Annotated in this window: 7 protein-coding genes; 4 read left to right on the top strand and 3 right to left on the bottom strand. The window is 45.5% G+C overall.

Features of this window, described 5'->3' with window-relative positions; genetic code table 11:
• Positions 1 to 31 precede the first annotated feature (31 nt).
• Positions 32 to 9,424 carry an Ig-like domain-containing protein gene (locus tag ACTW1R_RS05990; RefSeq protein ID WP_489927521.1) on the bottom strand — a complete coding sequence of 3,131 codons (9,393 nt, stop codon included), beginning with the start codon at positions 9,422 to 9,424 and terminating at the stop codon, positions 32 to 34.
• Positions 9,425 to 10,409: 985 nt separating this feature from the next.
• On the opposite strand from ACTW1R_RS05990, the gene ACTW1R_RS05985 reads away from it, so the two are divergent.
• Entirely contained in the window at positions 10,410 to 12,146 is a 1,737-nt protein-coding gene (locus tag ACTW1R_RS05985) for an LPXTG cell wall anchor domain-containing protein (protein ID WP_489927520.1), read from the top strand.
• Between the two features lie 216 nt (positions 12,147 to 12,362).
• The gene (locus ACTW1R_RS05980) at positions 12,363 to 13,247 is read left to right on the top strand and encodes a helix-turn-helix domain-containing protein (RefSeq protein WP_015509406.1); all 885 of its coding nucleotides are present in this window, start codon (positions 12,363 to 12,365) and stop codon (positions 13,245 to 13,247) included.
• Positions 13,248 to 13,317: 70 nt separating this feature from the next.
• Here the strand turns inward: ACTW1R_RS05980 and ACTW1R_RS05975 are convergent, their stop codons facing one another.
• Positions 13,318 to 14,880, bottom strand: coding sequence for a polysaccharide deacetylase family protein (locus ACTW1R_RS05975; RefSeq protein ID WP_185938659.1), 1,563 nt, complete (start codon positions 14,878 to 14,880; stop codon positions 13,318 to 13,320).
• A 234-nt stretch (positions 14,881 to 15,114) separates the two neighbouring features.
• Here ACTW1R_RS05975 and ACTW1R_RS05970 point away from each other — a divergent pair, with 234 nt between their 5' ends.
• Entirely contained in the window at positions 15,115 to 15,789 is a 675-nt protein-coding gene (locus ACTW1R_RS05970; RefSeq protein WP_128432396.1) for a CPBP family intramembrane glutamic endopeptidase, read from the top strand.
• A 78-nt stretch (positions 15,790 to 15,867) separates the two neighbouring features.
• Here the strand turns inward: ACTW1R_RS05970 and ACTW1R_RS05965 are convergent, their stop codons facing one another.
• Positions 15,868 to 19,470, bottom strand: coding sequence for a MucBP domain-containing protein (locus ACTW1R_RS05965; protein ID WP_489927519.1), 3,603 nt, complete (start codon positions 19,468 to 19,470; stop codon positions 15,868 to 15,870).
• A gap of 637 nt (positions 19,471 to 20,107) precedes the next feature.
• On the opposite strand from ACTW1R_RS05965, the gene ACTW1R_RS05960 reads away from it, so the two are divergent.
• Complete coding sequence (locus ACTW1R_RS05960; RefSeq protein WP_489927518.1) at positions 20,108 to 20,722, top strand: helix-turn-helix domain-containing protein; 615 nt, start codon at positions 20,108 to 20,110, stop codon at positions 20,720 to 20,722.
• The last annotated feature ends 12 nt before the right edge of the window (positions 20,723 to 20,734 follow it).

Below are 20,734 nucleotides of genomic sequence, written 5' to 3'. Positions count from 1 at the left end.
GGAGGATGTCCACTCCGCTGGTAAAATCATGCTATTTTTGCTGGTCTTTTCTCTTTCTTGCTTTGAAGAACAAGCCAATTCCTCCGACAACGAAGACTGCTGCTCCAATCACTGAAGCGTACCAGGTTCCTTCTGATCCCGTTTTCGGTAAGAATTTACTTCCCCACCAGCTTTGGTTGTTATTGTTGCTGTTCCAATTATTGTTTCCCCAATTGCCCCAGTTGCCCCAAGCGCCGTTGCTTCCGTCGGTACCATTCGTACCATTAGAACCATTGGTGCCATCCGTGCCATCGGTTCCGTCCGTACCGTCCGTACCATCTGAACCATCCGTGCCATTGTCACCCGTTGGTACCACGATTGGTGTAGCTGCACTGCGGTATTCTCTGCCACCTGCTGTAACGATCGCCACAACGTTAAGGGTTTCTTCTGGTGAAACATCCTCTGGATCTAATGTGATGCTAAACGCACCATTTCCATTGGTCGTTCCTGTTCCGACAACGTCACCCGCTTCATTCAAGATTTCGATTGTCGCATTGGCTGGTCCATTCCCGAAGACTGGATAGCCATCGGTAGGATTGCCAGTGATCGTAGCAACCGGTGCATCAACCGTCAAAGCATCGACTACGGTCGTCGTCGGATCACTTAAGGTTTCGCCATCTGCTAAAGCAAGAACCGTAACGGTTTCACCTTCCGTCGCTTCCGCGGATAGCTCAACACGCCAGTCGCCATTTTGATCGGCGATCGTTGTGATTGGTCCTTCAGCCGCGAAGATGGTCAGGAATCTACTTGTTAACGGATCGCTGATGGTAACGGTAATCGTAGCACCTGGCTCACTCGTTCCGCTGATCGTTGTATCACCAGCCGTAACTGGGTCAATGGTTGGTGTATCTGTCTTGATGATTTCATCATCGACAGGTACGACGATTGGCGTCGCATTACTGCGGTAGTCATCCCCACCAGCAGTGACGATCGCCACAACCGATAAGTTTTCTTCTGGTGCGACATCCTCACTAGTCAATGTGATCGTATAGTCACCATTTTCATCGGTAGTGCCTGTTCCTACGACATCCCCCGCTTCATTCAAAATTTCAATCGCTGCATTGACTGGACCGTTCCCAGTTACTGGATAGCCTTCTTGGGAATTCCCAGTAATGGATGCTGAAGGTGCGTTGACCGTGATGCCATTAACAACGGTCGTTGCTGGTTCACTAGCGGTTTCTCCTTCGCTTTGCGCCACTGCTGTTACGATTTCATCCCGAGAAACTTCCGCAACGTCCACAGACCAATTTCCTGCTTCATCTGCTTCGGTTTCAACCGCTTCTTCTCCTGTTACCGTCACGGTGACCATCGCTCCCGCTACAGCAGTACCAGTGATGGTCGTGTCACCAGCTGTGACTGGTTCGATGATTGGTGTAGCGGTTTGATCGATCGTATTCTCAACGGGCACGACGATTGGTGTCGCATTACTCCGATAGTCTTTGCCGCCAGCGGTGATGATCGCAACGACGTTCAGTGATTCTTCAGGAGAAACAGCTTCACCAGAAAGCGTGATCGTGTAGTTGCCATTTTCATCGGTAGTGCCTGATCCAACGACGTCTCCCGCTTCATTCAAGATTTCAATCGCTGCATTTGGTGCTGCCATCCCCGTCACTGGGTAACCATCCTCTGGATTGCCAGTGATGGACGCTGTCGGTGCTGAAACCGTGATGCCATCCACACTCACTGTGATTGGTGCACTAGGATCTTTTTCAGGTGATTGTGCCACAACAGTGACAGTATCACCCTCCGCAACTTCAGGTACCTCAACTGTCCAATTGCCCTCTTCGTCCGTTTCGGTCGTGATTGGTTCATTTTCACCAATCGTTACCGTCACCGTTGAACCTGGTTCGGCAGTCCCGCTGATCGTCGTATCGCCAGCTTTGACTGGATCGATCGTTGGTGTTGCAGTTTGTTGCTCTTCTTGATCCAAAGGTACCACGATCGGTGTCGCATTACTGCGGTATTCTTTGCCGCCAGCTGTCAGAACTGCAACGACGGTTAAGCTTTCCGCTGGTGCAACAGCTGTTGGTTCAAGAGTGATACTGTAGTTTCCTTCTGCGTCTGCAGTTCCTGAACCGACGATTTGTCCATCGCTATTCAAGATTTGTACGGTGGCATTGGCTGGTGCCGTTCCCGTTACTGGATAGCCCTCCGTGCTATTGCCTGTGATTGTTGCACTAGGAGCAGTGACCGTCAACGCACCTACACCAACTGTGACTGGAGCGCTTGGCTCTTTGTCAGGTGATTGTGCCACAACGGTGACTGCATCGCCTTCAGAAACTTCTGGTACTTCTGCCGTCCAATTGCCTTCGTCATCCGTTTCAGCCGTGATTGGTTCCGCATCTGGTACGGTGATCGTCACGGTTGAACCTGGTTCAGCCGTTCCGCTGATGCTGGTATCCCCCGCCGTGATTGGATCGATCGTTGGTGCTGCTGTCTGATCCACTACCGTATCTGCTGGTACGATGACCGCTGTTGGATTACTGCGGTACTCTTTCCCACCAGCTGTAACGATGGCAACGACGTTTAAGGTTTCTTCTGGATCGACAGCTTCAGCAGTTAAGGCCACTGTATAGTTGCCGTCTCCATCAGCAGTGCCTGTTCCTACGACTTCATTGGCTGCGTTCAAAATCTCGATCGCTGCATTGGCTGGTGCTGTACCAGTCACTGGGTAGCCATCCGTGCTGTTGCCGCTGATGGAAGCTGTTGGTGCTGCGACAGTCACTCCTTCAACGATGACAGTGATTGGATCACTTGGGTCTTTGCCGTCACTGTCTGCGACGACTGTGATGGTATCCCCTTCAGACAATTCAGGCACATCGACACTCCAGTTGCCTTCGTCATCTGTTTCGGCGGTCTCTTCTGTGCCATCAGGTAGTGTCACAGTCACAGTTGAGCCAGGTTCGGCCGTTCCACTAACTGTTTCATCGCCTGCTTTGATTGGATCAACCGTTGGTGCCGTCGTTTGGTTTTCACCCGGTTCAGCTGGCACCATGATCGGCGTCGCTGGACTGCGATAATCCTTGCCACCAGCTGTGACCACCGCAACCACTGTCAAGTTTTCTTCAGGAGAGACGTCTTCACTGGTCAAAGCGATCGTGTAAAGTCCTGCATCATCGGTCGTACCCGTTCCAACTGTCTCGCCAGCTTCATTCAAGATTTCGATGGTCGCATTCGCTGGTCCTGTTCCGGTCACTGGATAGCCATCGGCTGCATTGCCGCTGATAGACGCACTAGGCGCCGCCACCGTTAATGCCCCGACCGTGATCGTTGCTGGTGTACTTGGTGTTTCATTTTCTATTTCTGCCACTGCCGTAACAGTCGTTCCTTCGGAAAGCGCTGGTACCTCAGCTTGCCAATTGCCCTCATCGTCAACTTCAGCGGTGATTGGGTCTTCCTCACCGACCGTCACGCTGACTGTTGCTCCTGGCTCGGCTGTTCCGCTAATTTCTGTTGCGCCAGCCACTGCTGGATTGATCGTTGGTGTCGCCGTTTGATCCGCTGGCACCACGACAGCCGTTGGTTGACTACGGAAGTCATCCCCACCTGCGGAAACGATGGCAACGACACGGACCGTTTCCCCCGCTGATGCCTCTTCACTGGTCAAGGTAACGGTGTAAACGCCATTCTCATTGGCTGTCCCTCTGCCAATCACTTGATCATCAGCATTTAAGATTTCGATTGCCGCATTGGCTGGTGCTGTACCAGTTACTGGATAGCCATCTGAACTATTGCCAGAAATCGTTGCCGTTGGTGCTGCCACGATCAGCCCTTGCACCGTCACCGTTACTGGTAAGCTTTCTGTTTTGCCGTCTGCCAAAGCAGTAACTTTCAAGACATCATCTAGAGAAACCGTCGGCACAGTTGCCGTCCACTCACCTTCGTCATTCGCTGTTGCAGTAACAGTATCACCGCTTGGCAGTTCAACGGTTATCTCTGCTCCTGGTTCAGCCGTTCCGCTAACGGTTGTATCCCCAGCAACCACGGGTGCGACAGTCGGTGCTGCTGTTTGGTCTTCTGCGTTATCTTCTGGCACCACGATAGTAGTTGCTGGACTGCGGTATTCTTGACCGCCAGCTGTTACCACTGCTACCACTCGCAAGGTTTCTGCTGGAGAAACACCTTCTGTCAAGGTGATCGTATACTCACCATCTCTATTGGCAGTCCCACTGCCCACCACTTCACCCGCATCATTTAAGATCTCAATCGCTGCGTTGGCTGGTGCTGTCCCTGTGACTGGATAGCCGTCAGTACTGTTGCCAGTGATCGTTGCCGTTGGTGCTGCCACGTTCAAGGCACCGACACCGACACTGATTGGTTCACTTGGGTCTTTGCCTTCAGCTTCCGCAACCACTGTGACCATGTCGCCTTCTGAAAGCTCTGGTACGGTGACTGTCCAGTTGCCTTCCTCATCCGTTTCGGCAGTCACTGGATCTTCTCCAGAAATCTCCACCGTCACCGTTGAACCAGGTTCGGCCGTTCCTCCGACGGATGTATCCCCTGCTTGCACTGGATCGATCGTTGGTGCGGTCGTTTGATCTGCTGGTACCACGATGGAAAGCGACGCACTGCGGTATTCATCGCCGCCAGCGGTTACCACTGCCACCACCTGAAGTGGTTCTGAAGGATCAACATCACTACTGCTCAAGGTGATGCTGTAGGCACCCTCCTCATTTGCTTCGCCACTGCCGACAACCTCATCGGCTGCATTTAAAATCTCAATCGCTGCATTCGGCGTTGCCGTTCCTGTAACTGGATACCCATCGGTACTATTGCCGCTGATCGCTGCTGTCGGTGTCGCCACACTAAGTGGATTTACGACGACCGTTGCTGCGTCACTTGGCGTTTCCCCATCAAGGGTCGCTACCACGGAAACTATTTCTCCTTGAGAAACCTCGGGCACCGTTGCCGTCCAATTGCCTTCGTCATCTGCTTCGGCAGTGACTGGCTCTGCGTCACCAATCGTTACCGAAACTGTCGCACCAGGTTCAGCCGTTCCGCTGATCGTGGTGTCGCCGGCTGTCACCGCTTCAATGGTTGGGACTGCGGTTTGATCCAATGGTACTGTGATTGGGGCAGCCGCACTGCGGTAGGCTTGACCACCGGCTGTGACTACCGCCACCACCCGTAAGGTTTCAGCTGGAGACGCATCATCACTCGTCAACGTGATCGTGTATTGGCCTTCGTCATTGGCAGTGCCAGTACCTACCACCTCGTCATCGGCATTCAAGATTTCGATGGCTGCATTGGCTGGTGCCGTTCCCGTTACTGGGTACCCATCGGTACTATTGCCACTGATCGTCGCGGTCGGCGTAGCGATCGTCAACCCATTGACCCCAACACTGATTGGTGCACTTGGGTCTTTGTCTGGTGCTTGTGCGACCACTGTGACGGTTTCTCCTTCAGAAACTTCAGGAACTTCAACCGTCCAGTTGCCCTCGTCATCGGCTTCACCAGTCACAGGTTCTTCACCTGGGATCGTTACCGTCACCGTAGCGCCTGGTTCGGCAGTCCCACTGATCGTCGTGTCCCCTGCATTGATTGGGTCGATGGTTGGTAATTCTGTTTGTTCAAGCTCATCTGCTGGGACCGTCACTGGTGTGGCAGGACTGCGGTACTCATCCCCGCCAGCTGTTACGATCGCAACGACAGACAAGGTTTCTTCTGGTGCTGCATCGGCTGGTGCGATGGTTACCGTATAGTTTCCATCCCCATCGGCTGTGCCAGTACCAATCACATCGCCTGCTTCATTCAGTACTTCGATCGCTGCATTCGCTGGAGCAGTCCCCGTGATTGGATAGCCATCGGTACTATTGCCGCTGATGATCGCTGTTGGTGCTGCCACCGTCACTCCATTGACTCCAACGCTGATTGGCGCGCTTGGCTCTTTGCCTTCGGCTTCCGCAACGACCGTAACTGTATCGCCACCAGAGACTGCAGGCACTTCTGCAAGCCAGTTTCCTTCGTCATCCGTTTCAGCCGTTACTGGTTCTTGATCGGTGATCGTCACAGTAACCGTCGACCCTGGTTCTGCCGTTCCGCTAATCGTGGTATCCCCTGCTGTGACCGGATCGATCGTTGGTGTCCCTGTTTGTTCAATGTCTGCTGGTACGGTGATTGGTGTGGCATTACTGCGGTAGTCTTGACCGCCTGCTGTCACAACTGCCACCACCTGCAAGGCTTCTTCTGGCGCCACATCGGCTGGATCTAAGGTCACGGTATAAGCACCCGTGTCATCCGCCGTCGTGCTACCAACAACATCGCCTGCTTCATTCAAAATCTCAATTGCCGCATTCGGTGTCGTTGTTCCGCTGACTGGATAGCCATCTGTGCTATTGCCTGTGATGGAAGCGCTCGGTGCACTGACCGTAACACCATCAACGGTCACGGTAATCGGTGCACTTGTATCTTTGCCTTCGGCTTCGGCAACGACTGTTACCGTATCGCCTTCTGATAATTCAGGAACCGTCGCTTCCCAGTTGCCTTCGTCATCGGCTTCTGCCGTGATCGGATCGCCTTCAGGCAGCGTGATCGTCACTGTTGCCCCTGGTTCAGCCGTTCCGCTAACAGTCGTATTCCCAGCTGTTACTGGGTCGATCGTTGGTGTTTCCGTCAAGTTTTCTACATCATCTGCAGGAACTACAAGTGGTGTACCTGTACTGCGATAGTCTTCACCACCAGCCGTCACGATCGCTTCCACCCGCAAGTTGTCGCCAGCTGCCACCTCTTGAGGATCAAGGGTGATCGTGAAGTTGCCATCGTCATCAGCTGTTCCACTACCAACGACATCGCCTGCTTCATTCAAAATTTCAATCGCTGCATTGGCAGTCGCTGTTCCCGTTACTGGATACCCATCTGTGCTATTTCCAGTGATCGTAGCTGTTGGCGCCGCCACAGTCAAACCGCTTACACTCACGGTGATTGGGGCACTCGGATCTTTGCCTTCAGACTCAGCTACGACCGTCACGGAATCGCCTTCTGACAATTCAGGAACCGTTGCTTCCCAGTTGCCTTCATCATCGGCTTCAGCCGTGATTGGGTCGCCTTCAGGAAGCGTGATCGTTACCGTTGCCCCCGGTTCAGCTGTCCCACTAACGGTCGTATCTCCAGCACTGACTGGATCGATCGTTGGTGTTTCCGTCTGCAGGATATCTGCAGGCACCACAACAGGTGTCGGGTTGCTTCGATAGGTTTCGCCGCCAGCGGTCACAACCGCCGTCACATTCAAGGTTTCTTCCGCGGCAACATCTGCTGGATCTAACGTCACCGTATAAACGCCATTCTCATTGGCAGTACCTGTTCCGACAATTTCGCCATCCGCATTGGTGATCTCAATGGCCGCATTTGGTGCAGCTGTTCCAGTCACTGGATAGCCCTCTTGACTATTTCCTGTGATCGAAGCTGTTGGGGCATTGACCGTTAAGGCGGACACGGTGGTACTTGCTGGCTGACTTGGTGTTTGTCCTTCTAGTTCGGCGACAGCTGAAACCGTATCGCCCTCTGACACTTCGTCCACATCAACACGCCAATTGCCCTCTTCATCGGCTTCCGTCACGATCGGATCTGCACCGTTGACGGTCACAGTAATCGAGGCACCAGGCTCAGCCGTTCCGCTGACGCTTGTATCCCCGGCAGTCACTGGTTGGATCGTTGGTGTTCCCGTTTGTTGCTCGGCATCGTCTGCTGGAACGACGATTGGCGTATTGCCACTGCGGTAAGTTTGACCGCCAGCAGTAACGATTGCAGCAACATTCAAGTTTTCATTTTCTGCTACATCTGCTGGGTTCAACGTGATACTGTAGTTGCCGTTCTCATTTGCCGTCCCAGTGCCAACGACTTCACCCTCGGCATTGGTGATTTCAATGGCTGCATTTGCTGCGGCTGTCCCCGTCACAGGATACCCATCGGTGCTGTTTCCTGTAATCGAAGCCGTTGGGGCATTGACCACTGGTGCTGCTACCGTTGCCGTCGCAGGTTCACTCGCTGATTCCCCATCCGCTTCCGCTACTGCTGTGACTGTATCACCTTCTACCAATTCAGGGACATCGGTCGTCCAATTGCCGTCACCATCTGCAGTTGTGGTAATAGGTGCACCGCCGTTGATCGCCAACGTGATGGCTGCGCCTGGCTCAGCTGTTCCGCTGATCGTCGTTTCCCCTGCTGTCAATGGATTGATCGTTGGTGTATCGGTTTGATCTTCTGGTGTATCTGGTGCAAACCAAATCGAGTTATTGCCGTCAGCATCCGTAAATAAATCAATGGTGATGAGGTCAAGCTGAGACATCGTTGCTTCGAAGCGAGCTTCGTAAGGAGTGGAAGGATTCGCCACACCATTTTCAACCAATTGCGCATAGGTCGGACTGGTAACATTCGTCGGAATCACCACATTGGTTTGACCTAACACAGAAGCAGAAGCGACTTGATCTGCTAGATTGGTCGTAGCATTTAAGACATTTTGAGCAGTTTCAACCGTGCCATTTAAAGTCGCTTTGGCGGTATTGACCGTCGTTTGAACCAGTGTATTGATCCCGCTGATCAAGGTACCAATTCCTGGGATTCCGCTGGCACCATCTAGAATACTGACTTGAATCTGTGCTGCTTGTAAATTATCAAGAATTTGATTGATGCGCTGATTGACAACGATAAATAAACCATCATCCACATTGGCGATCAGGGCACGTTCGTTTTCGGTTAGTCCAGCTGGAACTTCAAAATTCGCTTGGCCAAATTGTCCAAGTTGATTTAATAAGTCTAACTGGGTCGTAATTTCAGCTAAGTTGACGGAGATTATTTCACTAACTCCAACTCCTGAGGCTATAGTGTAAATTGGATTAGGTAACCCTCCTACTCCAGTCGGAGGAATATCCAATGCGTCAGCTAAATTTTGATTGACGATTCCATCCACCGTGCTGATCAAGGTATTGACTGCGGGTGTGACTGTCCCGATCAATGTTTGCAAGGCTGGGAAATTCCCCAGTTGTAGTGTCACATTGGTGGAAATCGACGCATTTCCTGCCGGTTGAACCAAACCAGTAAGCCCTTGAGGAACCCCAACAACTGCGACTTTGTCCCCATTCAAGACATCAACCGTTACTGCATTTGATCCAGAAATCGAGAAATTGACTTGGTTCGTTGCACCAGGCGTTGCATAAGGTGCAGACGCACTCGTGCCTGAGTTATTAGACGCTGTGATATCTGAGAAAAGTTCAGCTGAAACCAAAGCAGCTTCAACCGTCGTTGGTGCCCATAACAAACTTGCTGGCACGACCACCGTACTCGTCAACAACATCCCACTGACAGTTAAATTCGCAATAATGTTTTTCTTTGTTCGAACGCGTGTGTTTTTCTTTGAATCCATGAGCTTTTTGTAATTAATGCCTTTCATTCATTCTCCTCCTGTTCGAAAAAATTTAACCGACAAAAGATAAAACTGATGATCTCTGGAATGATTCCTGCCCCCTTTTAAACCAGATGAAAATCTATTTCAACCCAACACCCAAAGGCATAGAGAGAAAACAAAAGTTACCGATCGCAAAGCGAAGATTTTTCCGCATGCTTTCTGAAAAACCCAGTGATTTTTGTTCAAATAGTTTCACAGCACATTAGCATGCGCTTGTGAAAACCAAGAAATAAAATAACTAATCGAACACACTGTATAACAAAATTCTAGCAAATTTATTTCTTTCCAACAAATTATAAACACGATAAATAATTAAAAAAACACTGAAATTAACGTTACAAAACATAAAACGTTTATTTTATAAACAAGCACGGATTATTTATATTTATCTTATAAACAGGTGCATAACGATAAAAAGTTATCGTTTTTTATCAAAAAAAGCACCTTATTCCTTATAATTAATCAATACAATGAATACGATTACATTTGTCTCTTTGCACGCAACAGAGGAGAAAAACGATGATGTCGTTTTTTCTTATATTCAACCTCGTTTTTCACCTCTGTAAATAAAAAAACAAAAATAATCCAGGCGTTTTTCACGATATTGTCTAAAATAACTCTTACCGACGAAAAAAATGGGCTCGAAAAGCTCCCAGAACGTTCTGTGAAAAAAGGAATGAAAATCTCCTATTAAAATCGAGCGTGCGCAATCATGAAATGAAATTTCTTCAATCGCCATTTACTTTTTTCTTTCAGGGAAATTCTTCCGTAGCTATTTGGTCTTATATTTTGGACGCAAGCGTTCATTCGCTTCTTTTTGTTTATACTTGCAGGTAAGAAGGAAACGCAGCTGCCCAATCGTCTTCTTCTAATACCACATAAGGAGCATGAGAAGATGGATTGGTTAGTAATGATTCTTGTATTGATATGTCTTAGTTTTGTCTGAGAAAGAAATGTAAGGGAGAAGATTATGAAAAAAGAAATCGTAACAAGTTTAATGACCACAGCAATTTTAGGAACCTTCACTGTTAAAACCTGCTTCGCACAGGAAAAAAGCGCATCATATTTGACCGATCCAATCACTCATCACGTCTTATTAAAAGATGGTGATTATTGGTATGACGAAGGCAAAGCCGTTCCCAAGGAACATGCGGAGCAACTGATTGCAAACGAGCAATTAAGTAAACCTACACAGGAGCCCGATCCTCATCCGACTATGCAAGTTCCTTCACAAAAACAACCAGTATGTCAACCACAGCAGATACCAGCGCCGAAAAAACAAAATGAGCAAACTATTCCTACCTCAAAAGAACCATTTGCCGTTCCAGAAATGAAACCTGAAAAATCCGAGCAACCTGCATCGACCATAGAACCCATAAAAACGCCTCAAGCGGTCCCACCTGCTGTTCCAAAACCTTCAGGTAAAGTGGCACAAGAGGTAATACCTACGAGCGCTCCCCATGCTGTACCTGGTGCTACGCCAACTGTCATAAACAAGATGCAGGAATTGCTGGTTCCAACGAAAACTCCAATTGCTGTACCTGAGAAAATTCCTGCTCCTTTAGTACCCATTGATTCTTTGGTGCCGAATAAAGTGCCTTATGCTGTACCTAGTGCTACACCACCTGTGATCAACCAGAAACAGGAATTGCTGGTTCCGACGAAAACTCCAATTGCTGTACCTGAGAAAATTCCTGTTCCTTTAGTACCCATTGATTCTTTGGTGCCGAATAAAGTGCCTTATGCTGTACCTGGTGCTACGCCAACTGTCATAAACCAGAATCAGGAATTGCTGGTTCCAACGAAAATTCCGATGGCTGTACCTGAGAAAATTCCCGCTCCTTTAGTAACCATTGATTCTTTGGTCCCTAATAAAGTGCCTTATGCTGTACCTGGTGCTACGCCAACTGCGATCAACCAAAAGCAGGAATTGCTGGTTCCGACGAAAATTCCGATGGCTGTACCTGAGAAAATTCCTGTTCCTTTAGTAACCTTTGATTCCTTGGTGCCTAATAAAGTGCCTTATGCTGTACCTGGTGCTACGCCAACTGCGATTAACCAAAAGCAGGAATTGCTGGTTCCGACGAAAATTCCGATGGCTGTACCTGAGAAAATTCCTGTTCCTTTAGTAACCTTTGATTCCTTGGTGCCTAATAAAGTGCCTTATGCTGTACCTGGTGCTACGCCAACTGCGATTAACCAAAAGCAGGAATTGCTGGTTCCGACGAAAATTCCGATGGCTGTACCTAGTAAGATACCGACACCTTCAAACCAAACGGAATTCCCGCAACCTGTAATTCCTGTCAATGCTGAACCTAAAGCAATGACGATTGTTCACCCTAAAGGAAAAGAACAGATTGCAGCCCTTCCGTCATCTAAAGCAACGAAAACGAAAAATTTGGATAACGACATTCATAGACAACAGAAAAGCAACGCTCCTTCTAGAGTCAAATCGATCAGAAAAAAACTTGTTCAACAAAGACCTAAAGAACTATCTAAGAAAAACTTTGACAATACTGAAGAGCGCGAAAATACCCGACTAAATCATAAGCAACAGATCAAATCATACACTGCAGCTGACAATAGCTATTTACCCAAAACAGGCGAAAATAGTCTTTTATCCTTTTTGATGCAAGCTGTTGGGATAATGGTCATCGGAATTGCTGGACTACTTTTCTTTCGAAAGAAAGGTCGTCATGAGAAATAAAAAAAACGTGAGAACCCGGCGTTCTCACGTTTTTCAATTGATTTGGTTTATTTTTGTATCTGTCTAACTAGCAATCATCACAAAAACTACCAACTGTTTTCTCATAAAATAAGTTGAGGTCTGAAATATAAGACCTTTTTAATTCCTACACTGGACTTGTTTTACTATAATGGGGATACATGATTTCATTAATTCAATGAGAGCGGAGGCTTTCTTATGTATGGCGAAACGATCAGACAAATCCGATTGAAAAAAGGCTTCACCCAAAAAGAAGTCTATGGCACGATTATTTCAAAATCCTATGCCATCGAATTTGAAAAAGGCAAGCATCAGATTGCTGCCAACCTGCTGTTGCAAATCTTAGAAAATCTATCAATGGATATCGATGAATTTCTCTATATCGCGAATGGCTATCGGCTGGATGAGCAAAACAGCTACAACCATCGGTACACACAATATTCAAACAAGCACGATATCAACCAGTTACAAATTCTATTACAGGAGCTGCAGCAAACCTCTAGCCGACTGAACAAGGTCCGCATTGCAGAGGTTCGCTCACGGATTCGCATGCTGCAATGCTTGGCAGAGCATGGCGTCTATCGGAAACGTGCGGTTTTGGAATGTGATCGTCAAACGATTATCTCCTATCTCGTTGATGTTGAGAGCTGGACGTTACAAGAAATCCAACTATTTGGCAACACCATCGATCTTTTGGACAACGACCATAATTTCCTCTTCTTCAAAAAAGTATCCAAGATGCTCGAATACTACATCGATATGGAAAAAGGTCGGGAAATCTATTGCGCACTACTGATCAATTTGATCGAATATACGCTAAAACACCAGCAATACGATGCGACGGAAGTTCTCGTCGTCCAATTAAAACTTTTGGCGACAGACTACAAAGAATTTTTCCACCAAGCCGTCTGCAAGTTTTTCCAAGGCGTGTTGCTCTTAAGAACCGGTGACAAAAAAGCAGGCAAAAGGATTACCACAAAGATGCTAGCTATCATGCGAGAATTGGATCAAGGTGCCCTTGCCGATGATTTTGCTTTACTACTGGATGATGACTACCTTCGAGCATTTGCCTCCTCCGAGTGATAAAACAGCAACTGCAGCGCTCGTTTAAAAAAAAGGAAGCGATGATTGCCATCACTTCCTTTTTCAGCTATTAGCTAACACTGCGTTCATCTGTTGCACCAAAGTATTGATACATTGGTTTTTGGCTGCCATTGAGCAATTGATCGACCGTCACAAATTCATAGCCTTGCGCTTTGAGTGCTTTGATGATACCGGGCACGGCTTGAACAGATTTCGGATGAATATCATGTAACAAAATAATCGATCCATCGTAAACATTGTTTTGGACGACCTTCAAAATCTTGTTCGGATCTTTTAGCTTCCAATCCTCGGTATCAACACTCCATTGAATGATCGATTTTCCTGCCGCTTGGGCGCTTTGTTGATCGATCGCCCCATATGGCGGGCGCAAATTCTTAGGCAAGACCCCTGTCGCCTGATAGATGGCTTTGTCCGTTTTGGTTATTTCCGCTTTGACCTCCTCTGGCGACAACGTATTTAATTGGGGATGAGAATAGGAGTGACTGGCAATTTCATGCCCTTCCTCATGGACTTTTTTCGCGACTTCAGGATATCGATCCACCATTTGGCCTAATTCAAAAAACGTTGCCTTCACATCATTGTCTTTCAAGATTTTTAAGAGATCCAATGTCGAAGTATCATTTGGTCCATCATCAAAAGTCAACGCAACATATTTTTTGTTTTCGTCTAACATCGCTTGTTGCTCTTTCAATTGATCCGCATTGACCAGCTCTGGATCAATAAACGGCGCAATCTCTTTGTAAGCCAAAGTGATCTCGGATACACCTGTTTGATTTTGCGGCAACTGGAGCGTTATTTTTTCAGGATCATAAGTAAATTTTGAATCATAGGTGATTCGGTCCATCCCCAAGACCGCATCAATGATTTTAGTCGGTTCTTTGGCTTGATCCAAAAGCTTTTGTTGAATCACTTGCTGGATCCCTAGCAAGCTGCCTTCATCTGGAACCAAGTCTTTCAAAGATAGTTCATTGCCAGTTTTCTCGGAAATAAAAATTGGATCGGCAACCACGCTATCCGCATCTTCAAACCGCCCAGTCTCCCGATTCCAAACATAGCTGTCCGCTTTTAAGGAATAGGTTGACACTTTCGATGCGACTGCTTGTGCTTGAATCCGAGCGATCGTAACGGTCTCTTTGTCGGCATGTTTTTTACATAGCTTGTTCGCCATGGTCGATAATTTCTGACTTGCATCCTTTACCGGGATGGCATTTTCTTCTTTTGGTCGGAAAATCAATTCTTTTTTGTCCCCATCAGACAATGTTTCAAGTTTTGCGGGAATTCCCTCTTTGGCTTGCTCTTCTTGGATCGATGCTAATAGCTTTTGCGCGGCAGCTTCATATTTTTCGCGTGCCAATGCTTCTTGCTGCTTCAAAGTAAAAGCGATATAGCCGCCAGTGGCGATAATGACGATTGTCAGCAGCGTCATCAATGAAAAGAGATACTTGCGATGGGTTGGCTTCTTTTTAGAAACTTGACGATTGGCGGTTGGCGTGCGTCTTGTCGTTCCCGTTGTTTGCTTTTGATGTGATTCGACCCTTGAAGTAGGTGCTTGTTTTTCAGAAGTCGCTTCTCTATGTTGTGAATTATTTGAATCATTGCTTGATTTCTTCATAAACATTCTCCCTCAAACATAATAACGTAAACAAAATGTAACATAAGCGTAATAATATTTCAACAGTGTTACAGAGATTCTTATAAACTTCTCTTTTTGTTCACAAATTTTGAGAATTGTTCTTAGAAATCCTTTATTCTGCTTTTAAGAAAACCAATTCTGCCAAGTATGATATCGTGTTCACTGCTTTTTCTTTTTGTTTAAAAATAATGAGAGATATCTTTTTGTACTTTGATGTTTTTTCTGTTTATAATTCAGCATGTGGCAATTACTATGAAGGATGTGTTCAAAATGAAACACAAATCAGCAGTTTATTTATTCGTTCTTACCTTACTCATTGGGTTAACCTATCAATTACTTCCTTATACCCCACTAAATGATTCCGTGTTATCGATCATCGGTACCATCTGGAATCTGGTCTTCGCATTTAGCGCAGGGTATTTTCTCTTACGAGCAACCTTTTTGGAGCAGTTCAAACATTTTCGGTTTACCGTTTTATTGTGGGGTGTCCCTTTCGTTATTTTGACTGGCGTGTTCTTTTCCTTTATTTATGCCGCTATTTTTGGACAACCAACAACCAACTCGATCAGCGAAACCATCACTGTCCAAATGGTCTTTTTGCAAGTTCCCTTTATGCTGATGGGAGAAGAATTGCTAAGTACCAACCTCTTGTTGGCGTTGCAGAAAAGAGGCCTTTCATTTGCCTGGTCATCCATCATTTGCAGTGTGCTATTCGCTTTATGGCACATCCCAGCGTACGGCTTTCATCCAGCCCAATTATTGATCACCTTGATGCCTGCCAGATTGGCACTCAACTACGTTTGGAAAAAATCCAATAGCGTATGGGTCAGCTGGATCTGCCATTTTCTCTATGACTCTCTGGGATTCATTTCATTTTTAGGTAAATAAGCAACAAAAAGGACAGCTGAAGCCTAGCTGTCCTTTTTGATAGTTAGTACCGCCTTTCCCCAAAGGCTTACTTAATCACTATTTACGCTTTTTGAAATAAAGCCAGCTTGCCGTGGCGATAAAGAACAAACCAACTACAAACGGGAACAACGTCCCCTGTTCATCGGTTTGCGGCAATCTTTGTGCAGAAGCGCTTTTTTTCGAAACAACAGTCGCCGTTGGTTCTTTTTTATTAGAAATAATGGCGGTTGCTGCGTTTTCTTTTGTATAAACATACGTCACAGTTGCCTCTTCCTTACCGAATGTACCTTTGGCATTTTGCGGCAGCCGACTTTCGTCTACTATGTAGCCTTCGATTGTTAGTTGATATTTTTTTGTGCTGGCATCGTAAGACTCGCCCACGTTTCCACTGATCGTTTGTGAAGGGTGAATTTCTTTGCCTTCTGTATCTACGTATTCGACCGTTATATCCACTGCTGTTATCGGATTTTCTTTGTAGATGTAGGTGATTGTTTGTGCTGTTTCGCTAAATACACCTTTACTATTTTCTGGCAATTGGCTTTCGTCTAAAGTGTAGTCTTCGATCGCTAGTTGAAATTCTTCTGTACTGGCATCGTAAGAGTCGCCTACGTTTCCTCTGATCGTTTGTGAAGCGTGTATTTCGTTGCCTTCTGTGTCCACATACTCGACCGTTACATCCGCTGCTGGTATCGGATTTTTTGTATAGATGTAAGTGATGGTTTGCGCTGTTTCGCTAAACACGCCTTTACTATTTTCTGGTAATTGGCTTTCGTCTAGAGTGTAGCCATCGATTGCTAGTTGATATTTATCTGTACTAGCATCGTAAGAGTCGCCTACGTTTCCACTGATCGTTTGAGAAGCGTGAATTTCTTTAGCTTCCGTATCCACGTACTCCACGGTGACATCCGCTGCTGGTATCGGATTTTTTTTGTAAATGTAGGTAATTATTTGCTGGGTTTCACTAAATATGCCTTTGCTATTTTCTGGCAATTGGCTTTCATCTAGTGTATAGCCATCGATCGATAGTTTATATTGATCTGTGCTGGCATCGTAAGAGTCGCCTAGGTTTCCATTAATCGTTTGTGAAGGGTGAATTTCATTGCCTTCTGTATCCACGTACTCGACTGTTACATCCGCTGCTGGTATCGGATTTTTTGTGTAGATATAGGTGACGGTTTGTGCTGTTTCACTAAAGACACCTTTAAGATTTTCTGGCAATTGGCTTTCGTCTAAGGTGTAGCCTTCAATCACTAATTGATAGTTCTTCGTGCTGGCATCGTAAGACTCACCTACGTTTCCACTGATCGTTTGTGAAGGGTGAATTTCGTTGCCTTCTATGTCCACATACTCAATCGTTACATCCGCTGCGGGTATCAGATTTTTTGTGTAAATGTAGGTGACGGTTTGTGCCGTTTCGCTAAATACGCCTTTACTATTTTCTGGCAATTGGCTTTCATCCAATGTGTAGTCTTCGATTGCTAGTTGATATTTTTCTGTACTAGCATCGTAAGAGTCGCCTACGTTTCCACTGATCGTTTGAGGAGAATGAATTTCTTCGCCTTCTGTATCAACGTATTTTACTGTTATATCAGCTGCGGGTATCGGATTTTTTGTGTAGATGTAGGTGACGGTTTGCGCTTTTTCGCTAAATGTGCCTTTACTATTTTCTGGTAATTGGCTTTCGTCTAAAGTGAAGCCTTCAATCACTAATTGATAGTTCTTCGTGCTGGTATCATATGAGTCACCCACGTTTCCACTGATCGTTTGTGAAGGGTGAATTTCATTGCCTTCTGTGTCCACATACTCGACTGTTACATCCGCTGCTGGTATCGGATTTTTTGTGTAGATATAGGTGACGGTTTGTGCTGTTTCGCTAAACACACCTTTAAGATTTTCTGGTAATTGGCTTTGATCTAAGGTGTAGCCATCGATTGTTAGCTGATATTTTTCTGTACTAGCATCGTAAGAGTCGCCTACGTTTCCACTGATCGTTTGTGAAGCGTGAATTTCGTTGCCTTCTGTGTCCACATACTCGACCGTTACATCCGCTGCTGGTATCGGATTCTTTGTATACACATAGGTGACGGTTTGTGCTGTTTCACTAAACACACCTTTACTGTTTTTTGGCAATTGACTTTCGTCTAGTGTATAGCCATCGATCGATAGTTTATATTGATCTGTGCTTGCATCGAAAGAGTCGCCCACATTCCCGCTAATCGTTTGGCTAGCGTGGATTTCGTTGTCTTCTAAATCTACATACTCAATCGTGACATCCGCTGCTGGTATCGGATTTTCTTTGTAGATATAGGTGACGGTTTGTGCTGTTTCACTAAACACACCTTTACTGTTTTTTGGCAATTGACTTTCGTCTAGTGTATAGCCATCGATCGATAGTTTATATTGATCTGTGCTTGCATCGTAAGAGTCACCCACATTCCCGCTAATCGTTTGGCTAGCGTGGATTTCGTTGTCTTCTAAATCTACATACTCAATCGTGACATCCGCTGCTGATATCGGATTTTTTGTGTAAATGTAGGTGATGGTTTGTGCTGTTTCACTAAATACGCCTTTACTGTTTTCTGGTAATTGGCTTTCGTCTAGGGTGTAACCGTCAATTGATAACTTATACTCATCCGTACTAGCATCATATGAAGCACCAATGGTACCAGATAAAGTCTTCGTTTCATGGATTTCTTGCCCTTGATTATCAAGATATCTGACAGTTACCTCTCCCACCTGCTCCGGGTCAACAATGACATTGACTACATGTGTTGTATATACACTATATGAGGCTTGTCTAGCCATAAAAATTGCTACGTAAGTCCCCGGTTTGCTCGGATCAACATTTGTGTAGTACGGAAAGATCTGTGAGTCAGAAATACTTTTTTCTATGTTGCCGCTAAAATTTAACTTAAACGCCTCGATCCCTAATGCCTGTGTTGAGAAATCGAAGCTACTGTTTACAGGAATATGAATCGTATCGGGACTATCTCCAAAAGCATACTCGCCCACAATTAGACGCTCATAAAGTGCCAATGTTTTCGTTTCTCCTGCTTGCAAATTGATAGAATTTCCAATCGATGTAAATGCGTAGTTCAAACTTTGATTCGTTGTACCCACTTGCTTAATAAAATAGCCCCCTGAAGGAACCTGAATCGTTACCTTTCCTGAACTGTCCGTGACTAACAACGTCACTTCACCAGATGTCGAGGAGGTCAATGTGAAATAAGCGCCTTGGATTGGCTGGTTTGAATTACTATCTAAAACTTGAACCGTCAGTTGCGCATTGACAGCTCTTGCAGAAGACGGATCAACAGAAGAAGGGACATTATTTACAGGGCTTGCAGCAGGTTCTTCTTTATTTTCTGATCCGCTGATGGCTTCTTTACTGTCACTACTTGCTTGTGTTTGTTCGTTCTCAGCATCCACGCGCGCTGAGGTCGTTGTTGTCAACGTAGGATTTTCTACTTGAGAGGTAGCTTGTCCAACATCCGCAGAAACATTCGTATCATCAGATTGCACAGTATTCACTTCTTCCTGATCCACCTGCGGAGATTCTGAAAACACTTGGCTTTCCGCCATTACCTGAAATGCTGGCGTTACCACCGCAGCACTTAATAAGATTACTAAAGATAGAATAGATTTAAACTTCTTTTTCACAAACTTTCACCTTAACCTTCTTTTTCAAAATTAAAACCTTATTATCCAAACTTTTTTTCGCCTAAAAATCATTATAATTTATTAATTTTTAATTTACAAACAATTTTTTATTTAGCGTATCATCCACTCCTCTCAAAAATTTTTTATGCGGACACATGAAATACCATTGATCGTATGTATACTTAATTCACTTGTCAGCGCATTGCATCACCTCTTCAGAATTTTATAATTCAAGCACCCTTACCTTCAAGCAAATCCAGTGCAAATCAGCGCAAATCTTCTTTGCATCCTTGTTTTATCAATGATTTCATTTTCAAAAAAGCAAATTATTTTTTACTTAATCGTGGCATTCTTTTTTTGAATGATTCGAGCAAGTCTATCTTCTACTCTGAATATGTGCCATCTTTGAACATTTATCAGTTCATATATGACAATTGTTACTTATTACAGGTGAAGGATTCATTGAAAAAAAATCGAGTAATTCCAGAAATTTTTTTAGGAATATCTGAAGGAAGCTCATTTTAATTTAATCTTATGTAAACAAAGAAAATATCTTGTGCATTTTTTCGTTAAATCGAGCTTTACAATTGTTTCTTTGAACCGCTTTATGATAGGATAGGTCAGAAGGAGCATTGAAATGACTATAGCTGAAAAAATAAAAGAGAGTCGCTTGAAATTAGGACTCACTCAACAAGAAGTTTCCGAAAAATTATTTGTTACTAGACAAACGATCTCAAATTGGGAAAACAACCGAAGTACCCCAGACATCGACACCTTGATCAAATTAAGTGATCTCTACCAAATCGATTTAGAGTCACTGCTAAAACCAGAACAATTAGCAGACGAACCAGAAAGAATGAGTGACGAAAAGAAACCAACCTTTCGCCTTCCTCTATACTTGCTAAATTTGACTGCAGTCGTCGCTTGCGTTTTCACCGACTTCTTCACACCTACAGGAACAATGACCTTATGGACAGCTGCTGCACATTTTTTGTTACTAGTTAACTTTGTCCTTTTATTCGGCTTTTTCCTCACAAAAAAAAGACCCCTCCCTGCAAAAACAATTGTCTTTGCATTAGGAAAAGGTCTGTTGATCTTAGCCATTATATTAGGTTTTACTCTTTGGTCGAATAAAGGAGCTTCCGCAGATGCGTTACATCTGATTGGCCATAATTATGGTCATTTTATCTATTTGACGTTTAAAGCAATTGGGGTGATTAATTTGTTTGATTGGCGGAAGTTTGAGATGTAAGCCAAGAAGGAT

Source organism: Enterococcus sp. R12, assembly GCF_058135755.1.
The sequence above is the reverse complement of the archived record's forward strand: the minus strand, read 5'-3'. Positions and strand labels throughout refer to the sequence as shown.